This is a genomic window from Glaciecola sp. HA4-3 (assembly GCF_055693685.1).
The window spans coordinates 3,584,882-3,602,228 of sequence record NZ_CM146340.1; the positions used below are offsets into that span (position 1 = coordinate 3,584,882).

The 17,347-nt window shown below is 40.6% G+C and carries 15 protein-coding genes and 1 pseudogene; 11 read left to right on the forward strand and 5 right to left on the reverse strand.

Features of this window, described 5'->3' with window-relative positions:
• Nucleotides 1-23 precede the first annotated feature (23 nt).
• Nucleotides 24-575 (reverse strand): GbsR/MarR family transcriptional regulator, encoded by a 552-nt coding sequence (locus ACZ1G6_RS17215; protein WP_472617418.1) that lies wholly within the window; start codon nucleotides 573-575, stop codon nucleotides 24-26.
• Between the two features lie 258 nt (nucleotides 576-833).
• Here ACZ1G6_RS17215 and ACZ1G6_RS17220 point away from each other — a divergent pair, with 258 nt between their 5' ends.
• The 6 genes and pseudogenes from ACZ1G6_RS17220 to ACZ1G6_RS17245 all read left to right on the forward strand — a co-directional run bounded on the left by ACZ1G6_RS17220 (nucleotide 834) and on the right by ACZ1G6_RS17245 (nucleotide 8,944).
• Nucleotides 834-1,571 (forward strand): ABC transporter ATP-binding protein, encoded by a 738-nt coding sequence (locus tag ACZ1G6_RS17220; protein ID WP_472617419.1) that lies wholly within the window; start codon nucleotides 834-836, stop codon nucleotides 1,569-1,571.
• Nucleotides 1,568-3,013 (forward strand): DUF3526 domain-containing protein, encoded by a 1,446-nt coding sequence (locus tag ACZ1G6_RS17225; RefSeq protein WP_472617420.1) that lies wholly within the window; start codon nucleotides 1,568-1,570, stop codon nucleotides 3,011-3,013. Before ACZ1G6_RS17220 ends, ACZ1G6_RS17225 begins: the two co-directional genes overlap by 4 nt.
• The gene (locus ACZ1G6_RS17230) at nucleotides 3,010-4,257 is read left to right on the forward strand and encodes a DUF3526 domain-containing protein (protein ID WP_472617421.1); all 1,248 of its coding nucleotides are present in this window, start codon (nucleotides 3,010-3,012) and stop codon (nucleotides 4,255-4,257) included. Before ACZ1G6_RS17225 ends, ACZ1G6_RS17230 begins: the two co-directional genes overlap by 4 nt.
• A gap of 215 nt (nucleotides 4,258-4,472) precedes the next feature.
• Nucleotides 4,473-6,498, forward strand: a pseudogene (locus ACZ1G6_RS17235) (TonB-dependent siderophore receptor).
• A 181-nt stretch (nucleotides 6,499-6,679) separates the two neighbouring features.
• Nucleotides 6,680-7,762, forward strand: coding sequence for a hypothetical protein (locus ACZ1G6_RS17240; protein WP_472617422.1), 1,083 nt, complete (start codon nucleotides 6,680-6,682; stop codon nucleotides 7,760-7,762).
• Nucleotides 7,763-7,768: 6 nt separating this feature from the next.
• A complete protein-coding gene (locus ACZ1G6_RS17245; RefSeq protein ID WP_472617423.1) occupies nucleotides 7,769-8,944 on the forward strand; it encodes an acyltransferase family protein in 1,176 nt (391 codons plus the stop codon).
• On the opposite strand, the gene ACZ1G6_RS17250 is transcribed toward ACZ1G6_RS17245, so the two are convergent.
• From ACZ1G6_RS17250 to ACZ1G6_RS17260, 3 genes are read right to left on the reverse strand one after another with little or no spacing between them, the layout of a single operon-like run.
• Nucleotides 8,941-10,899 carry an alpha/beta hydrolase family protein gene (locus ACZ1G6_RS17250; RefSeq protein WP_472617424.1) on the reverse strand — a complete coding sequence of 653 codons (1,959 nt, stop codon included), beginning with the start codon at nucleotides 10,897-10,899 and terminating at the stop codon, nucleotides 8,941-8,943. The genes ACZ1G6_RS17245 and ACZ1G6_RS17250 overlap by 4 nt on opposite strands.
• On the reverse strand, nucleotides 10,892-11,107 hold the full coding sequence (locus tag ACZ1G6_RS17255) for a hypothetical protein (RefSeq protein WP_472617425.1): 216 nt from the start codon (nucleotides 11,105-11,107) through the stop codon (nucleotides 10,892-10,894). Before ACZ1G6_RS17255 ends, ACZ1G6_RS17250 begins: the two co-directional genes overlap by 8 nt.
• A 49-nt stretch (nucleotides 11,108-11,156) precedes the next feature.
• A complete protein-coding gene (locus ACZ1G6_RS17260) occupies nucleotides 11,157-11,513 on the reverse strand; it encodes a hypothetical protein (protein ID WP_472617426.1) in 357 nt (118 codons plus the stop codon).
• Nucleotides 11,514-11,592: 79 nt separating this feature from the next.
• On the opposite strand from ACZ1G6_RS17260, the gene ACZ1G6_RS17265 reads away from it, so the two are divergent.
• The 4 genes from ACZ1G6_RS17265 to ACZ1G6_RS17280 all read left to right on the forward strand — a co-directional run bounded on the left by ACZ1G6_RS17265 (nucleotide 11,593) and on the right by ACZ1G6_RS17280 (nucleotide 14,915).
• A complete protein-coding gene (locus tag ACZ1G6_RS17265) occupies nucleotides 11,593-11,889 on the forward strand; it encodes a hypothetical protein (RefSeq protein ID WP_472617427.1) in 297 nt (98 codons plus the stop codon).
• Nucleotides 11,846-13,330 carry a WD40/YVTN/BNR-like repeat-containing protein gene (locus ACZ1G6_RS17270; RefSeq protein WP_472617428.1) on the forward strand — a complete coding sequence of 495 codons (1,485 nt, stop codon included), beginning with the start codon at nucleotides 11,846-11,848 and terminating at the stop codon, nucleotides 13,328-13,330. Before ACZ1G6_RS17265 ends, ACZ1G6_RS17270 begins: the two co-directional genes overlap by 44 nt.
• Nucleotides 13,331-13,495: 165 nt before the next feature.
• Complete coding sequence (locus tag ACZ1G6_RS17275; protein ID WP_472617429.1) at nucleotides 13,496-14,035, forward strand: RNA polymerase sigma factor; 540 nt, start codon at nucleotides 13,496-13,498, stop codon at nucleotides 14,033-14,035.
• The gene (locus tag ACZ1G6_RS17280; RefSeq protein ID WP_472617430.1) at nucleotides 14,028-14,915 is read left to right on the forward strand and encodes a LolA family protein; all 888 of its coding nucleotides are present in this window, start codon (nucleotides 14,028-14,030) and stop codon (nucleotides 14,913-14,915) included. Before ACZ1G6_RS17275 ends, ACZ1G6_RS17280 begins: the two co-directional genes overlap by 8 nt.
• A 46-nt stretch (nucleotides 14,916-14,961) precedes the next feature.
• Here ACZ1G6_RS17280 and ACZ1G6_RS17285 read toward each other — a convergent pair whose 3' ends face one another.
• Nucleotides 14,962-16,386 (reverse strand): S41 family peptidase, encoded by a 1,425-nt coding sequence (locus ACZ1G6_RS17285; RefSeq protein ID WP_472617431.1) that lies wholly within the window; start codon nucleotides 16,384-16,386, stop codon nucleotides 14,962-14,964.
• A gap of 206 nt (nucleotides 16,387-16,592) precedes the next feature.
• On the opposite strand from ACZ1G6_RS17285, the gene ACZ1G6_RS17290 reads away from it, so the two are divergent.
• Nucleotides 16,593-17,318: a hypothetical protein gene (locus tag ACZ1G6_RS17290; protein WP_472617432.1), complete on the forward strand. Its 726-nt coding sequence runs from the start codon at nucleotides 16,593-16,595 to the stop codon at nucleotides 17,316-17,318.
• Nucleotides 17,319-17,347: the final 29 nt, after the last annotated feature.

Here is a 17,347-nt window from a genome sequence, read left to right on the forward strand (position 1 = left end):
AAATTTAAAAACCGTAAAGCAAGCTAGTTATTGTTTTTATGGGTAAGCTTGTCTGTGAACTCCAATACCTTGCCAACACCAGATCCTAGTTTCATAAGCGTGCCAAGCTTTTCAGGTGAAAGTGATTGTAAGCTTTGTGTCCAGTGTGTGATATTTTCAAGTAAATCATGTATTTCGTTTATTCGCTCTTGCGCATATTCTTCTTGTTGGTTTGCAGGCTCATCTAACAAAATATCTCTAAGCAACGAGAGCGTAGGATCCATTTCACGTTTACGGCGTTCTTCAAAGACTTTATTTGCCATATCCCAAATACTACCTTTAGTATGATAATAGTCTTTTCTATCGCCTTGTTTATGGATGGTTTGGACTAATTGCCAGCTGTATAGCTCTTTTAAGCCCATACTGACATTCCCACGCGAAATACTCAGTAAATCTCCAATCTCATTGGCACTAATAGGTTCTTCACTAAGCACTAGCAAAGCGTATATTTGACCTACAGTGCGATTAAAACCCCAGCGGCTACCCATTTCTCCAAAATGAAAAACGAAGGATTCAATTTTAGGCGTCATGTTCATAGTAATTACTTTCTGAAGTTTCAATAATTTCTGAAAGTATAAAACATTATTGATTTAGATCAAGCTTTTTCGGAACGAATTACCGTGCTTGACGCTTAATATTTAAAGATTTAAACCTAAACTTGCCCAACCCTCAGTTTCAATAAGCTTTACTTTCTTAAGCTTTTTATACTTTTTTGACAATAAAATTTGAATTTATCTGTAGTTACGTTATAACATAAACACAAAGATGTTATAACGTAACTATTCGGGTGTTTTGTGAGCATAAAAGAACAACAAGAATTGCTAATACAGGCTGATAATTTATGTGTTGATATTAAGCAAAAATCAGTACTGAAAAATTTAAGCTTTAATGTCGCGAAAGGTGAAGTTTACGCTTTGCTTGGAGGCAATGGCGCTGGGAAATCAACTACACTAAAAACGCTACTTGGATTTAATGTACCGACCTCTGGGCGAGCCTTGATTGAGGGCCTCGAGATCGCGACATCGCTTGACATAGTTAGAAAGAAAACTGCTTATTTACCTGAAAATGCGAGCCTTTATCCTCACTTGAGCGCTCGTGAAAATATCGACTACTTTTTGTCATTAGCAAATGTTAAAAAGACTCGTACTGAAGTTGAGAGCGCGTTTAAACGCGTGGCATTGCAACCAGACGCATGGGAGCGCCAACTTCATTCATATTCGAAGGGAATGCGACAAAAAACGGCAATAGCATTGGCTCTTTTGCGTGAAGCGCCAGTATTTTTGTTGGACGAACCTACTTCAGGCCTTGATCCGGTTGCAATTGATGAATTCAATCTTTTGGTCAAAGAGCTTGCTGCGGGTGGTTCGACGATTTTAATGGTTACCCACGATGTATATGGAGCATGTCAGGTCGCTGATCGTATTGGCTTATTAAGGCATGGTGAGTTAGTCGGTGAGTTTGAAGCAAAGGACGGTGATCTTATTGACACCCAAACCGTTCACACCGCGTTTGCCCAAGGGCAAGTAAAATGATGATGGGTAATCGTTCTCAAATACTTAGTGTGGCCAAAGATGAGTGGCGTTACTGGTCGCGTTCAAAAGTGGCTATCTCGGTTCTTATCATCGGCATAATCTTGAGTTTGTCATCTGTAGTCGCTACGGCAACAAAGATGCATGAGTTAGAGCATCAAAGGCTAACAATGCAGAACGTTTCTGAAGATACGTTTATGTCACAACCTGACAGACATCCTCACAGAATGGTGCACTATGGTCACTATGCCTTTAGGACACCATCTGCCCTGAGCATCCTAGATCCCGGAGTAGACGCATACACTGGAAATGCTATTTTCTTGGAGGGGCATCGACAGAACAGTGCAACGTTCGCCGAGCAAAAACAAAGCACGGGCTTAACCAAAGTAGGGAGCTTGTCGCCCGCTTTTATTATGCAAGTACTTGCTCCTTTGTTACTTATTTTGATTGGTTATAGCGCAATTAGTCGCGAGCGAGAATCACAAACACTTGAGTTCATTAGGGCTCAAGGAACCTCAGTTTTCACCCTTATTGGAGGCAAAGGTTTAGCGCTATTTAGCATCGTAATGATTATTATGCTTCCTTTGAGTTTTTCGGGTTTGTATGCAGTGACGCAAGGCGAAGACTTAGGTCTTGTTTTGTCATTTTTATTTGGATACGTTGTGTATCTATGTACTTGGGCATTATTAGTATTGCTAGCATCTATCGCATTTGCTAAAAAAAGTGAAAGCTTTACTGCCCTAATATTTGCCTGGATTTTACTTTGTATTGTAGTGCCACGAATTGCCAGTACTACTGCATCTGTATCGGTACCAGCGGCCGGTAAACTTGAAACAGACTTTGCAGTAATTGCTGAATTACGTAAATTGGGCGATGGTCATAATTCCAACGACCCTGCATTTGATAAGTTAAGGTCATCCTTGCTTGAGCAATACAATGTTGAAACAGTCGAAGAATTACCCATTAATTTTCGTGGCGCGGTTGCTAAAGCATCTGAACAAGAGCTCAGTGATGTATTAAACCGTTTTGCCGAAAATCGCATGCAAGAGGAATTAGCCCAAACTAAGATTGCTAGGCAATTTGGTTGGATATCACCAAAAGTCGCCATGCGAGCGCTATCTATGATAAGCGCAGGTACCAGTATTGAAACACACCACCGCTTCATCAGAGAAACAGAGGCTCTTCGCTTAGATTTTGTGCAGTCTTTAAACCAAGCCCATATTGATCAACTCAGTTATATCGATGATATCAATCGAAATAATGGCGAAGAAGGTTGGAAGCGGGCGCGCATAGATTCAAAAAACTGGGAGATAGTTGAAGGCTTTGTATTTGAAATTGAATCTGCTTCATCACGCTTAATGAAAAGTCTAGGCGCATTTGTTCAGCTATTTATTTGGCTAAGCGTCTTGCTGATATGTATTCGAGTAGCAGGGAGGCGATTATGATAAAACAACTTAAACGCGAATGGCAGTTCATGCTTCGCCAACGTTATGTGCTCATTTTACTTTTGTGTAGTTTTATCGTCTCGTCATTTTCTGTCATAACTGGTATGACAGAGGTGGCTTCTCAACGTCAAACCATCGAACGCTTAAAGATCGCAGACGAGTTAGATAGAGCTGAGGCCCAAGCTAAATATGATGACCCTGGGTCATTGGCTTATTATAGCTTTCATCTGACTTATTCAGAACCTTCGAATCTAGCATTTGCGGCACTTGGAGAACGAGACGTTTACCCCTGGAAACATCGTATCAGAATGCTTGCGCTAGAAGGGCAAATATATGAAAGCGATGCACAAAATGCGGAACTTGCTCAAGCGGGTAAAATCGATTTTGCATTCGTTATTAGTATCTTATCGCCACTGCTTATTATTTTGTTATTCCATGATTTGATCGCTAATGAGCGAGTCAATGGGCGACATGATTTACTTGTAAGTACCACTTCATCGTTAATGGGACTATGGGGTGCCAGAGCGATTATTCGTTTATTGGCGATATTTGTTTGCTTGATGTTGCCATTTTATATCGCAAGTCTAATGAGCTCGGCAAGTATTGTGGATGTGATGTTGGTATCAATATGCTGCGTCGTTTATTTCGCGTTTTGGGCAGCATTGAGTATGTACCTTGGCAGAAACACTGATAGTGCGCCTCGTATTGCATCGGGTTTAATTGGCGTGTGGGTGCTTTTGGCATTCGTCATACCAATTTTAGGCGACTTAGCTATCAAACAAGGTGTCGACTCTCCAAAAGGAGGCGATATTTTGTTAGTTCAACGTGAAAGTGTAAACGGTGCATGGGACTTGCCTGTTAAAACAACAATGGACGCCTTTGTTGCAACCCATCCTGACTATATTGGCAAAACAGACGTAGGTGTTGGTTTTGAGTGGAAGTGGTATTACGCATTTCAGCAAGTGGGCGATCAAAGCGCTGAGGCATTATCTAATGAGTATCGTCAGGCTTCTCAAGCAAAATATCAATTAGCAGGATACGTGGCTTACATTGCCCCCCCAATGTTGGTACAACGAATTATGACGCGGCTAGCGAATACTGACAGTATTGCGGCATTTGAATACGAAAAGCAAATAAGAGCCTTTCATCAGTCTTTGCGTTTTTACTACTATCAATGGCTTTTTAGCTCAGAAGATTCTCAACAAAAAACAACTCAAACATTTGCCTCAGTTTTACCCACTTGAAGAACAGGGTGAAAGTTCACTGCATAAGGATGATGGCTAGTTTACTGATAGGCATTCGTTTGGTTTTTAGCAAAGCACGTTATTCACTTTTCAATAATAAAACATAGATTAATATCTAATAAATAGGGCACTAGATAATGAACAATAAACAGGGATTGACTCTCACTTATATCGCCGCATGCGTGAGCGTTTCACTTGCGTTTCCAGCACTAGCCATGACAACAGCGCAGTCTTCTGAAAAAAATGCAGATGAGCTTGAAACAATCGAAGTCATTGGTTCTCGTCAAGCATACCGTGGTAATTTTTCAGCGCTGGAAACACCACAATCAGAACTTGTAATCGATACAGAAGTGCTCACAAACGCAGGTGCGTATGACTTATCTCAAGCGTTAGACTTATCAAGCTCGGTCGCTCGACAAAATAACTTTGGTGGTTTATGGAATTCTTTTGCAGTACGAGGTTTTGTGGGTGACGAAAACTTACCTAGTAACTATCTTGTTAACGGTTTTAATGCGGGTCGTGGCTTTGGCGGTGCACGAGATTCTATCGGGAATTGAGTCTGTGGAAGTTTTAAAAGGTCCCAGAGCCGCGCTTTTTGGTAGAGGTGAGCCAGGTGGAACCATCAACCTAGTAACAAAGCGTCCTACTTTTGATACGCAAGGAGAGATTCGTTTACTGGCTGGTAGTTTTGATACCTATCGTATGGATCTTGATTACACAACGCCAATTTCTGAAGATGTTGCAGTGCGTTTTGTCGGCTACTACGAAGATGCGAAGAGCTTTAGAGATACTATTGAAACTGAACGTCAAGGTATGAATCCCTCGATTGCTTGGCAAATAAGTGAACAAAGCCAGTTGGTTTACGAACTAGAGTATAGTCACCAAAAAGTACCATTTGATCGCGGTGTTATTGCAATTGATGGTGTACTTGGTTTGATTCCTGAAAGCCGATTTTTAGGCGAGCCGGCAAATGGTCCAATGGAAGCTGATGTGCTTGGTCATCAATTAGAGTTTCAGCACGATTTCAATCAAAACTGGAGTGCGCTTGTTGGCCTTAATTACCGTGATACGTCACTAGAAGGTGCAGCAACAGAGACAGGGTTTGGAGACGTTGTTGATGGCGAAATCAATCGTTTTCGAAGGACTCGTGACTATGATGCAACTTATCAAGTTTTCCGTGCAGAAGTGACCGGTGAATTTACACTAGGTGGCCTAGAGCATAGGTTGATTATGGGCATTGATTCAGATGAATTTGAAAATGATCAGGTGTTTTTGCGCGTAAGAGGCGATCAGTTTATCAATGTCTTTAACCCAGTCTACGGCTCACCATTGCCAACACCAGGTCCTAATACTGACCGTGTTGAAGTTCAAGAGTCAGTGGGTATTTTCATACAAGACCAAATTAGAGTTACCGATAAGCTAAGTGTTCGATTAGGCGCTCGTTATGATGATTACGAGCAAACACTTAATAATCGTCGTTCAGACACTGTCACTATGCAAACTGAATCTCGCGTAAGTCCACAATTTGGTATTGTTTACGAATCTAGCGACTCTTTGTCGCTGTATGCAGCATATGGTGAGAATTTCCGCCCTCTTTCAGGCAGCGATGCTAACGGCAATGGTTTTGAGCCTAACCAATCAACATCGATGGAAGCTGGGGTTAAGTTTGCACTCAATGACGGCGATTTGTTTGGTACTGTAGCAATATTTAAAGTTGAGCAAGACAATTTACTTGTAGTTGATGATCCCACAGCGTTTACGTCAGCGGCGATTGGTGAAGCAAGCAGCCAAGGTATAGAGTTTGATTTAGCGGGTCAAATAAGCGATGACTTGAGTCTATGGGCATCTTATACGTATGTCGATGCGCAAACCGAAAATTCATTTTTTGATGCGAACTTTGGTTTTACGGTAGAAGCGGGTAGTCCTTTATTGAATATCCCTGAGCACCAACTGAATATACAGTTAGTGAAAGATACTGAAATATCCGGCCGACCATTTAACTACGGTGGTGGCGTGCTTTATGTCGGTGAGCGCAATGGTTTCTTCGGTACTGATTTTGAACTGCCCAGTTATACAATTGCTCGTGCGTTTGTTAACTACGAAATCAGTCGCCAATTGTCGGTGCGTGCTGAACTTGAAAACCTATTGGATGAGGAATACTACGTTAACTCATTTGCTGATGTCTGGATTCAACTAGGGACTCCTCGTGCTGTTCGCATATCGGCAACATATAAGTTCTAGTATTTTTTAAAGTGTTATCAATAAGCCGGCGCTTTTAATAGGGCCGGCTTTTTTGTGTGATGAGTATAACTTTAAATACATATATCTTGCTGGCACATCGCTTCTGCTAAATAAAAGCATTATAATTGTGGGTAAAATGTCGATAAACAAACCAGACAAGCGCAAGAAGAGTCAGTAGAAAATGTCAGTGCAAAACCCTACTACAACAAATTGGTCATATGAATCTGCTTGGCTGTCAGGGCCTAAGTTTGATTCTATATTTATTTTGGGTGTATTGTTTGTTGCGCTAATTTCTGGTGCACTTGTTGTTTATGATAATGACTTATTTTTACCTGTACTAATGTTGGATTTATGGTTTTTGGGTTATCACCATGTTATCTCGACATTTACTAAGCTAGCAGGCACTCCTGAAGACAGAAAGGAAAATCGTTTCTTTATTTTTTATTTACCCTTTATTGTAGCCGGCGCGGTAAGTGGGTTAGGGTTTGGAATTGGCTTATGGGTCATTACAACTATCTACTTTTTTTGGCAATGGTATCATTATGTACGCCAAGCCTATGGCATTTCTGCATTTTATCGGCGCAAAGCACAATACCCAATTAATGACAATCCACTACTATCTCAAGCAGCATTGTGGTCTATTCCGGTAACCGGCTTATTATATCGTTGCTATCAAGATTGGGATAAATTCTTATTCCAAAGCTTCTGGACACCTAATATACCGTTTGAGATTGTACTGATAAGCGCCGTAATCACGGTTTGTTTAGTCAGTTATTGGTTGTTTACTCGTATTATCGCATTTAAAAAGGGCCAACTTGCTTTGGGTGAGACAATGTTTACGCTGTCTCATTTTACCGCGTTTTATGTGGGCTACATTTTTATTGAAGATATAAATATTGGCTGGTTAGTTGCTAATATTTGGCATAATGCTCAATATATTTTGTTTGTTTGGTTATACAATACGAAGCGCTTTGAAAATCCCAGCCCATCAGATGCTAAAACGGTAGTAAGTTGGCTGAGCCAAACTAGACCTATCAGGATATTATTGTATTTTCTTGTATGCTTGTTGCTTACCAGTGCATTTTATCAATCATTAATGTATGCCATTAAAACAAGCTTTGCGCAAAATGCGGCGATGATCAGTGCCTTACACATTTTGGTATTCCAAACCCTAAACTTTCATCATTATGTGGTAGATAGTTTTATTTGGAAGGCAAGAAAGAAAAAACATCAAGAGGTGATGCAATTAAAGCAAACCGGTTAATGACATGTGGATACATTGAATAATACATCAACACATATTCACGCCTTAGATGGCTTGCGTGCATTTGCAGTTATATTTGTTTTCTTACGACATACTTTTAAGCCATTTGATGACAACGCAGCTCACTTATTCTACTTAAATGATTACAACCTTTTGACACCTATGTTAAATGGATGGATAGGGGTCGATTTGTTTTTCGTGTTATCTGGCTTTTTGATTACTCAAAGCTTTATGCACTATCAACATAGCATTAATGCTTTAAAAACATATTGTATGAAACGTATTTTGCGTATTGTCCCTGCGTATTATGTTGTTTTGCTAATTTGCAGCCTATTAGTGCTTGCGCAAGGCAGTATGGATATCACTGAATTGGGTCCTAGCTTTATATATCATTTATTGTTTTTGCAAGATTACATGAGCCCTAATATTAACGTCGTGTTTTGGTCATTAGGAGTTGAAGAAAAGTTTTACCTGATAGCGTTGGTGTTTCTACCCTTTGTATTTTGGATGTTTAAAAGGCACTCATTAATTGGCCTTTTTACTGTTATCGTCGTTTTTATCTTTATCGGTATATTAGCCAGATATACCGGATATGTGTTAGCTGGCAGTCCTGAGGATTATAGTGGCTTCTTTTTAAGCGCAAGGTCCCCATTTCATGCTTGCCTTGAGCCTCTACTGTTGGGCATTTTAATCGCTGTGTTGCACATAAACAACGCCAAGCACAGCGTTCAGATTTCGTCGCAAAGCGCACGTGTAGTGTTTTTGTCGAGCCTGTGTTTATTGGTAGGTATTATGTTTTACACGCCAATGATGGGACATATCGGATTGTTCGACGTGTTATTCCAGCCAACGCTCATTGCAATTTGCATGGCGGGCTTAGTCTTTGGCGCTAGTTTTGGCGGTGCATTTATCTGGCTTGAGAGCAAACTACTGCGAAAGATTGCCGTTTTGTCTTATAGCTTGTACTTGGTGCACTTGCCTTTGTGGCCTTCAGCAAAACTGCTAGTCGACACGATGTTGGGGCTTAGTCAAAGCCCTTTGTTATATTTGCTGATGTTTACGGTCTTGTATGCACTGCTTAGTACTATCGCAGCTTGCTTACTCTACACAACGGTTGAGCGCCGCTTTTTAGCCATTAAAAACACACGTTATGCTCACACAAATAGTGCATCTTCCACTTAGTTTGCTAGGTGCAAATCAACAAAGGCTAATATTTCTCGAAACAACCTAACACTTTGATCATCTTCAGCAAAGTGGTGATTAGCCTCTTCAAACAACTGCCATTCAAAGTCAATGTTAGCTCGTTCTAATATTAATTTTGCACGATAGCTGTGCTCTGTTACAACGGTTCTATCTTTTGCGCCGTGTATCAGTAACAAAGGCGTTTTAAATTCACTAAGCTGATACAACGGTGATATTGCAAAAAGATCATCAAAGTCCTTGTGTGCAACCCCTACGCGCTCTGCTAGCCAGTCTAGTTGTGCATCATTAATAAACGCTTGGCGTAAAAACAAGTTCATATCAGTGACGCCTGCAACGCTCACTGCACATTTGAACAAATTTGGATACTGTAGATTTAACATCAATGATGCATAACCACCATAACTCATGCCAACTGAACACGTTCTGTTAGCATCAATTTCTGGACGAGATTGCGCATCTTGTAAGGCCGCACTTAGGTCTTTAAGCATACCAGTACCCCATTGCATCTTCCCTGCTTCCAAAAACTCAAGTCCATAGCCACCAGAGCCCCTAAAGTTGACTCTTAATACGGCATAACCATTGGCTGCAAAAAACTGGGCAATGGGATCAAAGTAAGGAGTATCGTAGACATCAAATGGGCCGCCGTGAGGTAAAATAATTAATGGCGCTGGTGTTGATGGTGCTGCCGATTCTGGCAAAGTAATAAAGTATGGAATAGTCAGAGAATCATGAGTGATTTGCCCATTTACTTGCTTTGTTTTTAAAGGGCTGGGTACATCGGGTAATGTTTGTAGTACAAGTGAATCGGCTTGGCCTTCTATTCGTAGTAAATATTGCGGCGCAATATTATGGGCTTCTTGAAACAGAAGACTTACGCGCTCATCAATACTCTTTGAAACCACAACCTCTAGTAATTCGGTATTGTTTTTGGACGGTTGTCCATCAAAGTACTGTTCGGTGTACAAGCCTTCTTGCACCACCACAACGCCAATTGGTTCTTGCTTTGAAAAAATAATATCTTGGATAGGCTGACCTGGAGAGCTATATACCAACTCATGTGTTTCCTCTCTATAGTCAACAAGATATAAGTTAAGCGATTGCTCTTCATTAAAGTCAAGCGCATAAAACCGACTATCTTCTAATTGGGCTATAGGAAGAAATAAGGTTTCTTTTGCATCATCTTCAATTTCTGTCTCTGTCCACTTTTTGATACTTTCAAGGCTATAGTCATCGCTTTGTTCTTCCCTTGAAAACACAGCCAATTGCATGTTAACGTCACGGTCGTAAAAAACTACGGCTTGAGGCTTGCCTTCTTTTGATAAAAACCATCTGATGGCATAACCTTCAGTTTCGGCAATAACATTTCGCGAAACAAACTGACCGCCATCGATACGGGTTAATTTGCTGCGCTTTTGGCCCAACTTTAAAAGTTTAGTTACGTCAATTTTAAAGACTTTAGAGGCTCTACCTGCCCGTGCGAAATAAAAAATGTTGGCTTGCGAAGGCGCCGCTTCTATTAATTCTCCTTCAGTGAAAACTTCATAAATGAGTGGAGCATCGCTTGGTGCTAGGGTATCAATAATAATAAGACGCAATTGGGCATTTCGTTCTCTTAAGGTGTTTTCGACTTCTTCTTTATCAATCAACACCGCTGCAACGTGCTTGTCGTCTATCCACTTTAAGTCGCGTAGGATGGTGTTTTCGTCAAATATATCACTTAGGTCTATTGTATTGAGTGTGCGTTGAAGTTCGGTACTGATTAGCGATAGGTTAATATTGTTATCTTCAACTTTTGCTTTAATAAAATGCCGTCCGTTAGGGGCTAGGCGAATATCTACCGACGCCTTTTCTCCAAACAAAGGACTTAGCAGCTCTTGTGAATGAAGCACGTGACTACAACACAACAATAAAAAGCAGATTAGTATTTTATTCATTACCAATCTCCTGTAGTGCCTCAAGGAAAGGGTCTTGATAGCCAACTCCAATGACTAGGGGAACATCAACGCCAGATACGTCAATTTGCGATTTGAGATCATCAAAGCGCTGGGCAAATTGATTGGTCCAAAAAGTATTGATACTGTTTTTGGTTCTTAAGGCTTCGACAATCAAGTCGCCTGCATAATTTACTGTGTTGCTTTGCACTCTAAATCGCCATGTTTCTTCAGTGGCAGTGCTCAATTGAAAAGGTAAATCAAAGTGAGGTACATCTATTCGTGTGATTTGATAGAGCCCCGCTGGTAGGTTTGCATAAACCTGAGGCTTGTTTACCCGATACATCAAATACAATTGGGTCTCGTCTTCTATCTACATAACGGACTTTCTTGGATGATTCACTATTGGGTTTATCGACAAGTTGACGAATACTTAAGACCACATTGGGTTGTTGTAAATCTAGATAGATGGCCAATACGCCCCAATTTTTTTGTTGAGGTGTGGGTAAAACAATGTTGTCTCGAAGTAGCCAAACGGTGTCAGGTAAATCAGCTTGAGAATAGGGGGCAAATGCTAGAGTAAAAAATAGCATTGTATAAAGTGTTATCCGTTTCATAGGCTTCCGTATTTGTTGCTTGTTGTATATATTACATATTGAAGGCATTGAAAGCCAAGAAAACATTAAGGAAAGAATTTTGTATACCAATAAAATAATCATGCTTGCAATACTCATCACGCTTTTTACAACAGGATGTGCGTCTAATGTAAATGTGGCAAAAAAGCTAAGTGAGCAAGACGTTGTTGCGCCTCACGAAGGCATCGTAGTTGCACGAGTCGTCAATGCAACTAGTTATCGGCTACCTTTTAACATGATGTACGTTGACCCAAAAGACATTAATGTGTCAAAAGAAGCGAAAACGGTCATGTTGTATTCTGAAGATAAACCCATTGGCGATAGCACAATATTTGCTGTTTCAATGCCACTCAGGTGAATATTCCTTAGCGGCGCTGCGTTCACTTATTTTTGTTGGTGAAGGTTATTACACACGTGGGACAGCGTCAGACCCTGAGTTTGGTGTTTTTAATGTTGAAGCCGGTAATGTGACTGATTTAGGCACGATATTATTTTATGCCAAGCCTGAAGATGATGTTTATAACGATATTCTTGTCAGAATTCCTGAAACAGCAAATGCAGAAGTTTTACAAAAGTACTTCCCAGCTTTCATAGGAGATAATGAAATACTGACTTGGCAGGCTGATGAGCGTGATGAGCAACGTTTTGCAAGCTACGCTTCTGCTGCTCAAAACCCGATTTCGTATTCTAGCGAATATGTTGCACCTGATGGTTCACTTTACTTCTTAGGTAAGCTGGGCGTGATTTTGCGTTATTCTCCGGATGATGGCTTTGATATTATGGCTGTTGATACAAATTTAGAGCTTAGCGCCTTTGACCAAAATAGTGCGGGTGATAAAGTTGTTGGGGGGCATGAAGGTGCGCTTTTTTACCAAAAACGTGACGGCGATTGGGAAAGCGTAAGCATCCCTGAAAGTGCAAGTGTGCATCATGTGTCCTTTTACCAAGAAAACCAATTTGACGTTGTATTTAGCTATGGTAAATACCTTAAAGTCGTAAGATTTAACCAAGAAGACCTAACTCGCTTTGAAGAGCTTAATTCTTATACTCATCGTGAACGATGGGTATTAGCCGGTGAAACTCTGCGCGAAAGAGATAGCAACAGCAAAGCGCATAATATTAAGAACGTCACGGTGACCACTAAAGGTGATCAAAACATGCTTAGCGTTGATGGTTATCGCGTAAATGCCTGGGACCCATTCCAATCTTCAAAACTTGAACGTTACTCCTTTGACCAAGACACTTGGAAAATGGATGCGGTACTAAGTTCGGATGAAATGGATGCAATATTGCCGGCAGGTTCAGCTGAAATAGGCATTGAACAAGCGGGATTTTGGTCTTGGACGGGTAAGCCTAGTTATTTTTACAGAGCGTCATCTGATGACCAATGGACCGAGATAGCCAGTAAAATAGAAAAATGCGCCAAAGCAGACATTACTGCACAAAATGGCATGTGCAATGAAGGAGGCAAACGAGTAAAAGCAAAATCTGATAGTTTCTCATTTAGGTCTCGCCCTTGGTTTTGGGAAAATGGTAATGGTCTAGCGGTTGTTAACTTTTCGGATGTGGATTTTTGGTCAGGTCAGCGTTCATCTGAAACGGCGATTTTGCGCACCACCGATGGTGGGAAGTCATGGAGCCTTACCGAACTGAGTGTCCCTAAAGAGTACTGTACGAATATAGTCGGATCGGTAAAAGAAAAAATACTGCTATCGTGTAATGGTGCCACCACTGACTTTTTTGAATCAAATGATTATGGCGAAACCTGGGAACATATTCGACAGCAGCAAAACTTTTAAGCTATCCCCCACAAGTATATTGCTTGTGGGGCAACTCTTTCATAATACCTATTCAGGTATTAACGTTTAGCAACATAATGCTTAATTCACATTAATTTCGATTTCTTGTAATAAAATGACCCTGCGATTCGTTGTATAGATGAGTCGCATAATTGGAGAGAGTCATTGAACTCAGAAATGAAAGTCAAAATTGCTAATTTAGCAAAACAATATGGACGACCGGTATTTCAATCAGCATTTAGGATACTTAATGATGCCCATCTTGCAGAAGATGTCGTACAGGAAGTATTTCTAAAATTGTTTAAGAAGCCCGCCGAAGCGTTCGACCAAATATCAAATTGGCAGGGGTATTTAAAAAGTATGACGATATCTACTGCAATTGATCAATTGCGACGCAATAAGCGCTTAGCAGAAGAACCGATAGAAGATGTATCCCACACTAGTATTAGTGATGCATCTCAACCATTACAGCAAATGTTTATACAACGCGATTTGGCGCAATTTAAACTTGCCTTAGTCTCTTTGCATCCTCAAGACGCTGAAATTTTTTGTCTGCGCCATATCGAAGGTTACTCCTATCAAGAAATTGGAGCGCTATTGGATATGACCAGTAATGCGGTGGGTGTTTGTTTACATCGCACACAACAAAAACTATCGAATCAACTGCCCCAGTCACAATTTTTTGGAGAACAACATAATGTCTAATCAAGATCACGACAATATGAATGAACATGATTTACCGCAATGGCTTAACACGGCAAAAGGCAATAATGCGTCGTGTGAGCAAGAAGAGCATGCACAATTGCGACTAATGGAAGCAATCGAAGGGTTCGATATTTCACAACAAAGCGAAACCAAACAGCATGTTGCGTGGTTTCCATGGCTGCAAAATATGTCATTCAAAGGACAAGTGTCGATGGCTTGTTCGTTTGCATTAGCAGCAGTTTTGACAATAGGTTTTACAATGTCTAGTAGTGTTATAAGTCCTGCGTTTGCACAAATCCAACAAACTATTAGGCAAGCTGATTCGATGTATTACAGCGGCACGATGTTCACCAATGGTGAGCCAAGTATGAAAATTGATGTGTATTATCAACAGCCGAACCAAGTCAGGATTGAATCAGCTCCTATGTTAGGCGGTAATGCGCAAGGTAGTATTACAACAATTTTGGATACACAGGCGGGTAAAGGCTTGACGCTTATTTCACAAGCAAAAATGGCGATGCCACTAACGTTTGCGGCTAATAAAACCGGCGGATTGCCTGACGAAGACTTTTTGTCATGGATGGACACTATTTTACAATATGATGGTGAAGTAAGCGTGTTAAGTGCTAAAAACATCAATGACGTATTTGCAACAGGCTACGAAGTATATGAAAGTGGCATGACAATTACTTTATGGGTCGAAAATGCAAGCCAACTACCCATTAGTTTGCATGTGAAATCCGATGCACTAGACGGGCAGGCAGCGTTTGAATTTACAGCAGATATGCGCTTTAACGACACACTTGATCAGGCATTGTTTGATCTGAATGTGCAAGAAGGCTATCAACTTGTATCGCCAGAGCAAGAAGACGCTAATTAGCTATACCAATTAACAACACCTCGCATTGGCGGGGTGTTTTTTATCTTTACTGAGTAAATAAAGAGCTTGCGTGATCAATCCATAAGTATTCAGGCATGTCTTGGCCCATAAAAAAGTCTGGTTGAATACCAATACCATCTAGCTTCATTAAAGGGTATCTAGTGCTTCGAGACTGACCGTAGACCAGTTGATATAAGCCACTTGTTGATTCGATTGTGTTTAAGTTCGATATGTCGAGGGCTCCAGCGGTAGGTCTTCCTAGTAGTTTGACTTTCGTGCTTTGCTTGGCCGCCAATAAAAACTGCTCAGATGTGCTTCCGACATAACCATTTATTAAAATAATGATTTGTTTGGGATTTGGAAGGATCTCGGGATACTCGTAAACAGTAGTGCTATTGTCATCAAGAAAAATAAACTCGTTAGGCTTTGCTGCTAGGCGCGCTTTGGCAGCTTGATAATAGTCTGCATCTTCGGGCCATAGCTCTGATAGCCTATCCATATCTGCAATGCTTTTGGGTGTAGAGCGCCATTGAACTGGCAAGCTACGAATAGGGTCGGTATATAAATATGGAATCAGCTCAGCAAAACTAGCATCAGCGCCACCGCCATTGTTTCTGATGTCGATAATTAAATTAGGTTTAGATTTTAGTTGCTGGGCATTACTTTCTAATAGGCTGTCTATTTTTGGCTTCTCGCTGGGATAAAAATAAGGGATGTAGATATAGTTGGTTTGTTCATCGAGTGTTGCAAAAAGCGGTGCTCGGTCAGGAGCGACAGAGTGAAAATATAGTGGAGCTTCGACCGGTGTAGCCTTTAACTTATGTTTGCGCTCAAAGTGCATATAACCCATGACCAAATAATTATTTCCATAGATTTCTGCTTTCGTGAAGTTTAACGGTGATTTGTCTCCTGCGTAATAAGTTGCAGATTGATCAGCGTTAATCCGGAATTTTATTTCTCCTAGTTGCCAGACTTGGTTTTCACTTTTTATGATAAAGCCAATATATGTTTCTGAGTCTTTTGTGACGCCAACTTCATATCCACCACTTGTCCATATGGCTTCTAGTTCATCTTTTTTTGCTTCAATATTATTTACGTACTGACTAATGTCAATATCAACACTGCCTGTATCAGGGTATGTAGATGGGGCAGTATTTTTAGCTGGTTCAGGTGGGCCAATGTAACGGATACCAATATGGGTACTACGAAAAAAATATAACCATTCTTGTAGTACCTTTTGACAGGATGAAGGGGTCTGTATACCTTCAACTTTTAGCTTAATTTTCTCATTATGAAGTCGGTAAGCGGTTTTCCCCTTTTCTTCAAAACCTTGGGGGTAACCCGCATCGTTTTCTTCAAAAGTCGTCTTTAGCCACTGCCACTCTGCCAAGCAATTAAAGTCTTTTGCACTTGCTGGAAATTGAGCTACTAGTAGCAGTACCAATAGAGAAATACGGCTAAGCTTGTTCATTTTGAATGGTTCTGACGGAGTAATTTGGGTGAGCATAAGATGTAATAGCCATGGTCCTATTTACCAATTACAGTAACACTATGCTATAGCTGCGTCACCTATTAGATATGACTAGCAACAAAGGCGCGACTGTTTACCGTAATCCATATTTGACAAACTACTGCAAGGCACCACATACTCAATTCCACAACAAAAAAAGGTTGCTGATGAAATACTTTATTTACGCTTTAGCTATCGTTCTTCTTTTTGCCTCAGTCGCAGCTACAGCGGCAACTGAAGAGATAGTTGTAACTGGTTCAAGACTTGATCGCTTCAGTGACGAAAATATTCCTATTGTTACTCTAACTCGCAATGCTGATTTCGTGTTGTTGTCGGTGTCCATAGTCAACGATACACGAGATAGTCAAATGCGTAAAAAAGAACTACGAAACACCGTATTGTCGTTATTAGCTGCCGCTAATCAAAGAAGCGACATAGAGTTATCTGTTTTGAGGGTAATAGAAGATGATTATGATGAGATAACCTACTCAGTTCCATTTACGACTGACATGATTGAAGATGAGATGACTAACGGCACAAGGATTGACACATCTAAACTTGAAATTGTCATGAAAACGCCAGTAAAAGGTGATGACACAGATTTATCTATTCCTTATGGTCGTATCACCGAGTTTTATAAGGTCATTCCTGTTGAAGGGCGCACCATTATGTCTGATTGGAAAGACCCACAGTTATCCATTACTGATATCGAAAAATATCGTCGTGATTTGCTTATTGCTATTAAGGACAACGTGGCAGAGCATAAAGAGCTGTTAGGGAAATCTGGCGAAGTTCGTATAACTGGATTAGAAAATACTCTACGCTGGGTACGAAAAGGAGAGTTAGCATTAAAGATTTATGTTCCTTATCAACTAAGTTACGTTATTGAATGAATTGAGTAGCGATAAGCCAACGTTAAAGT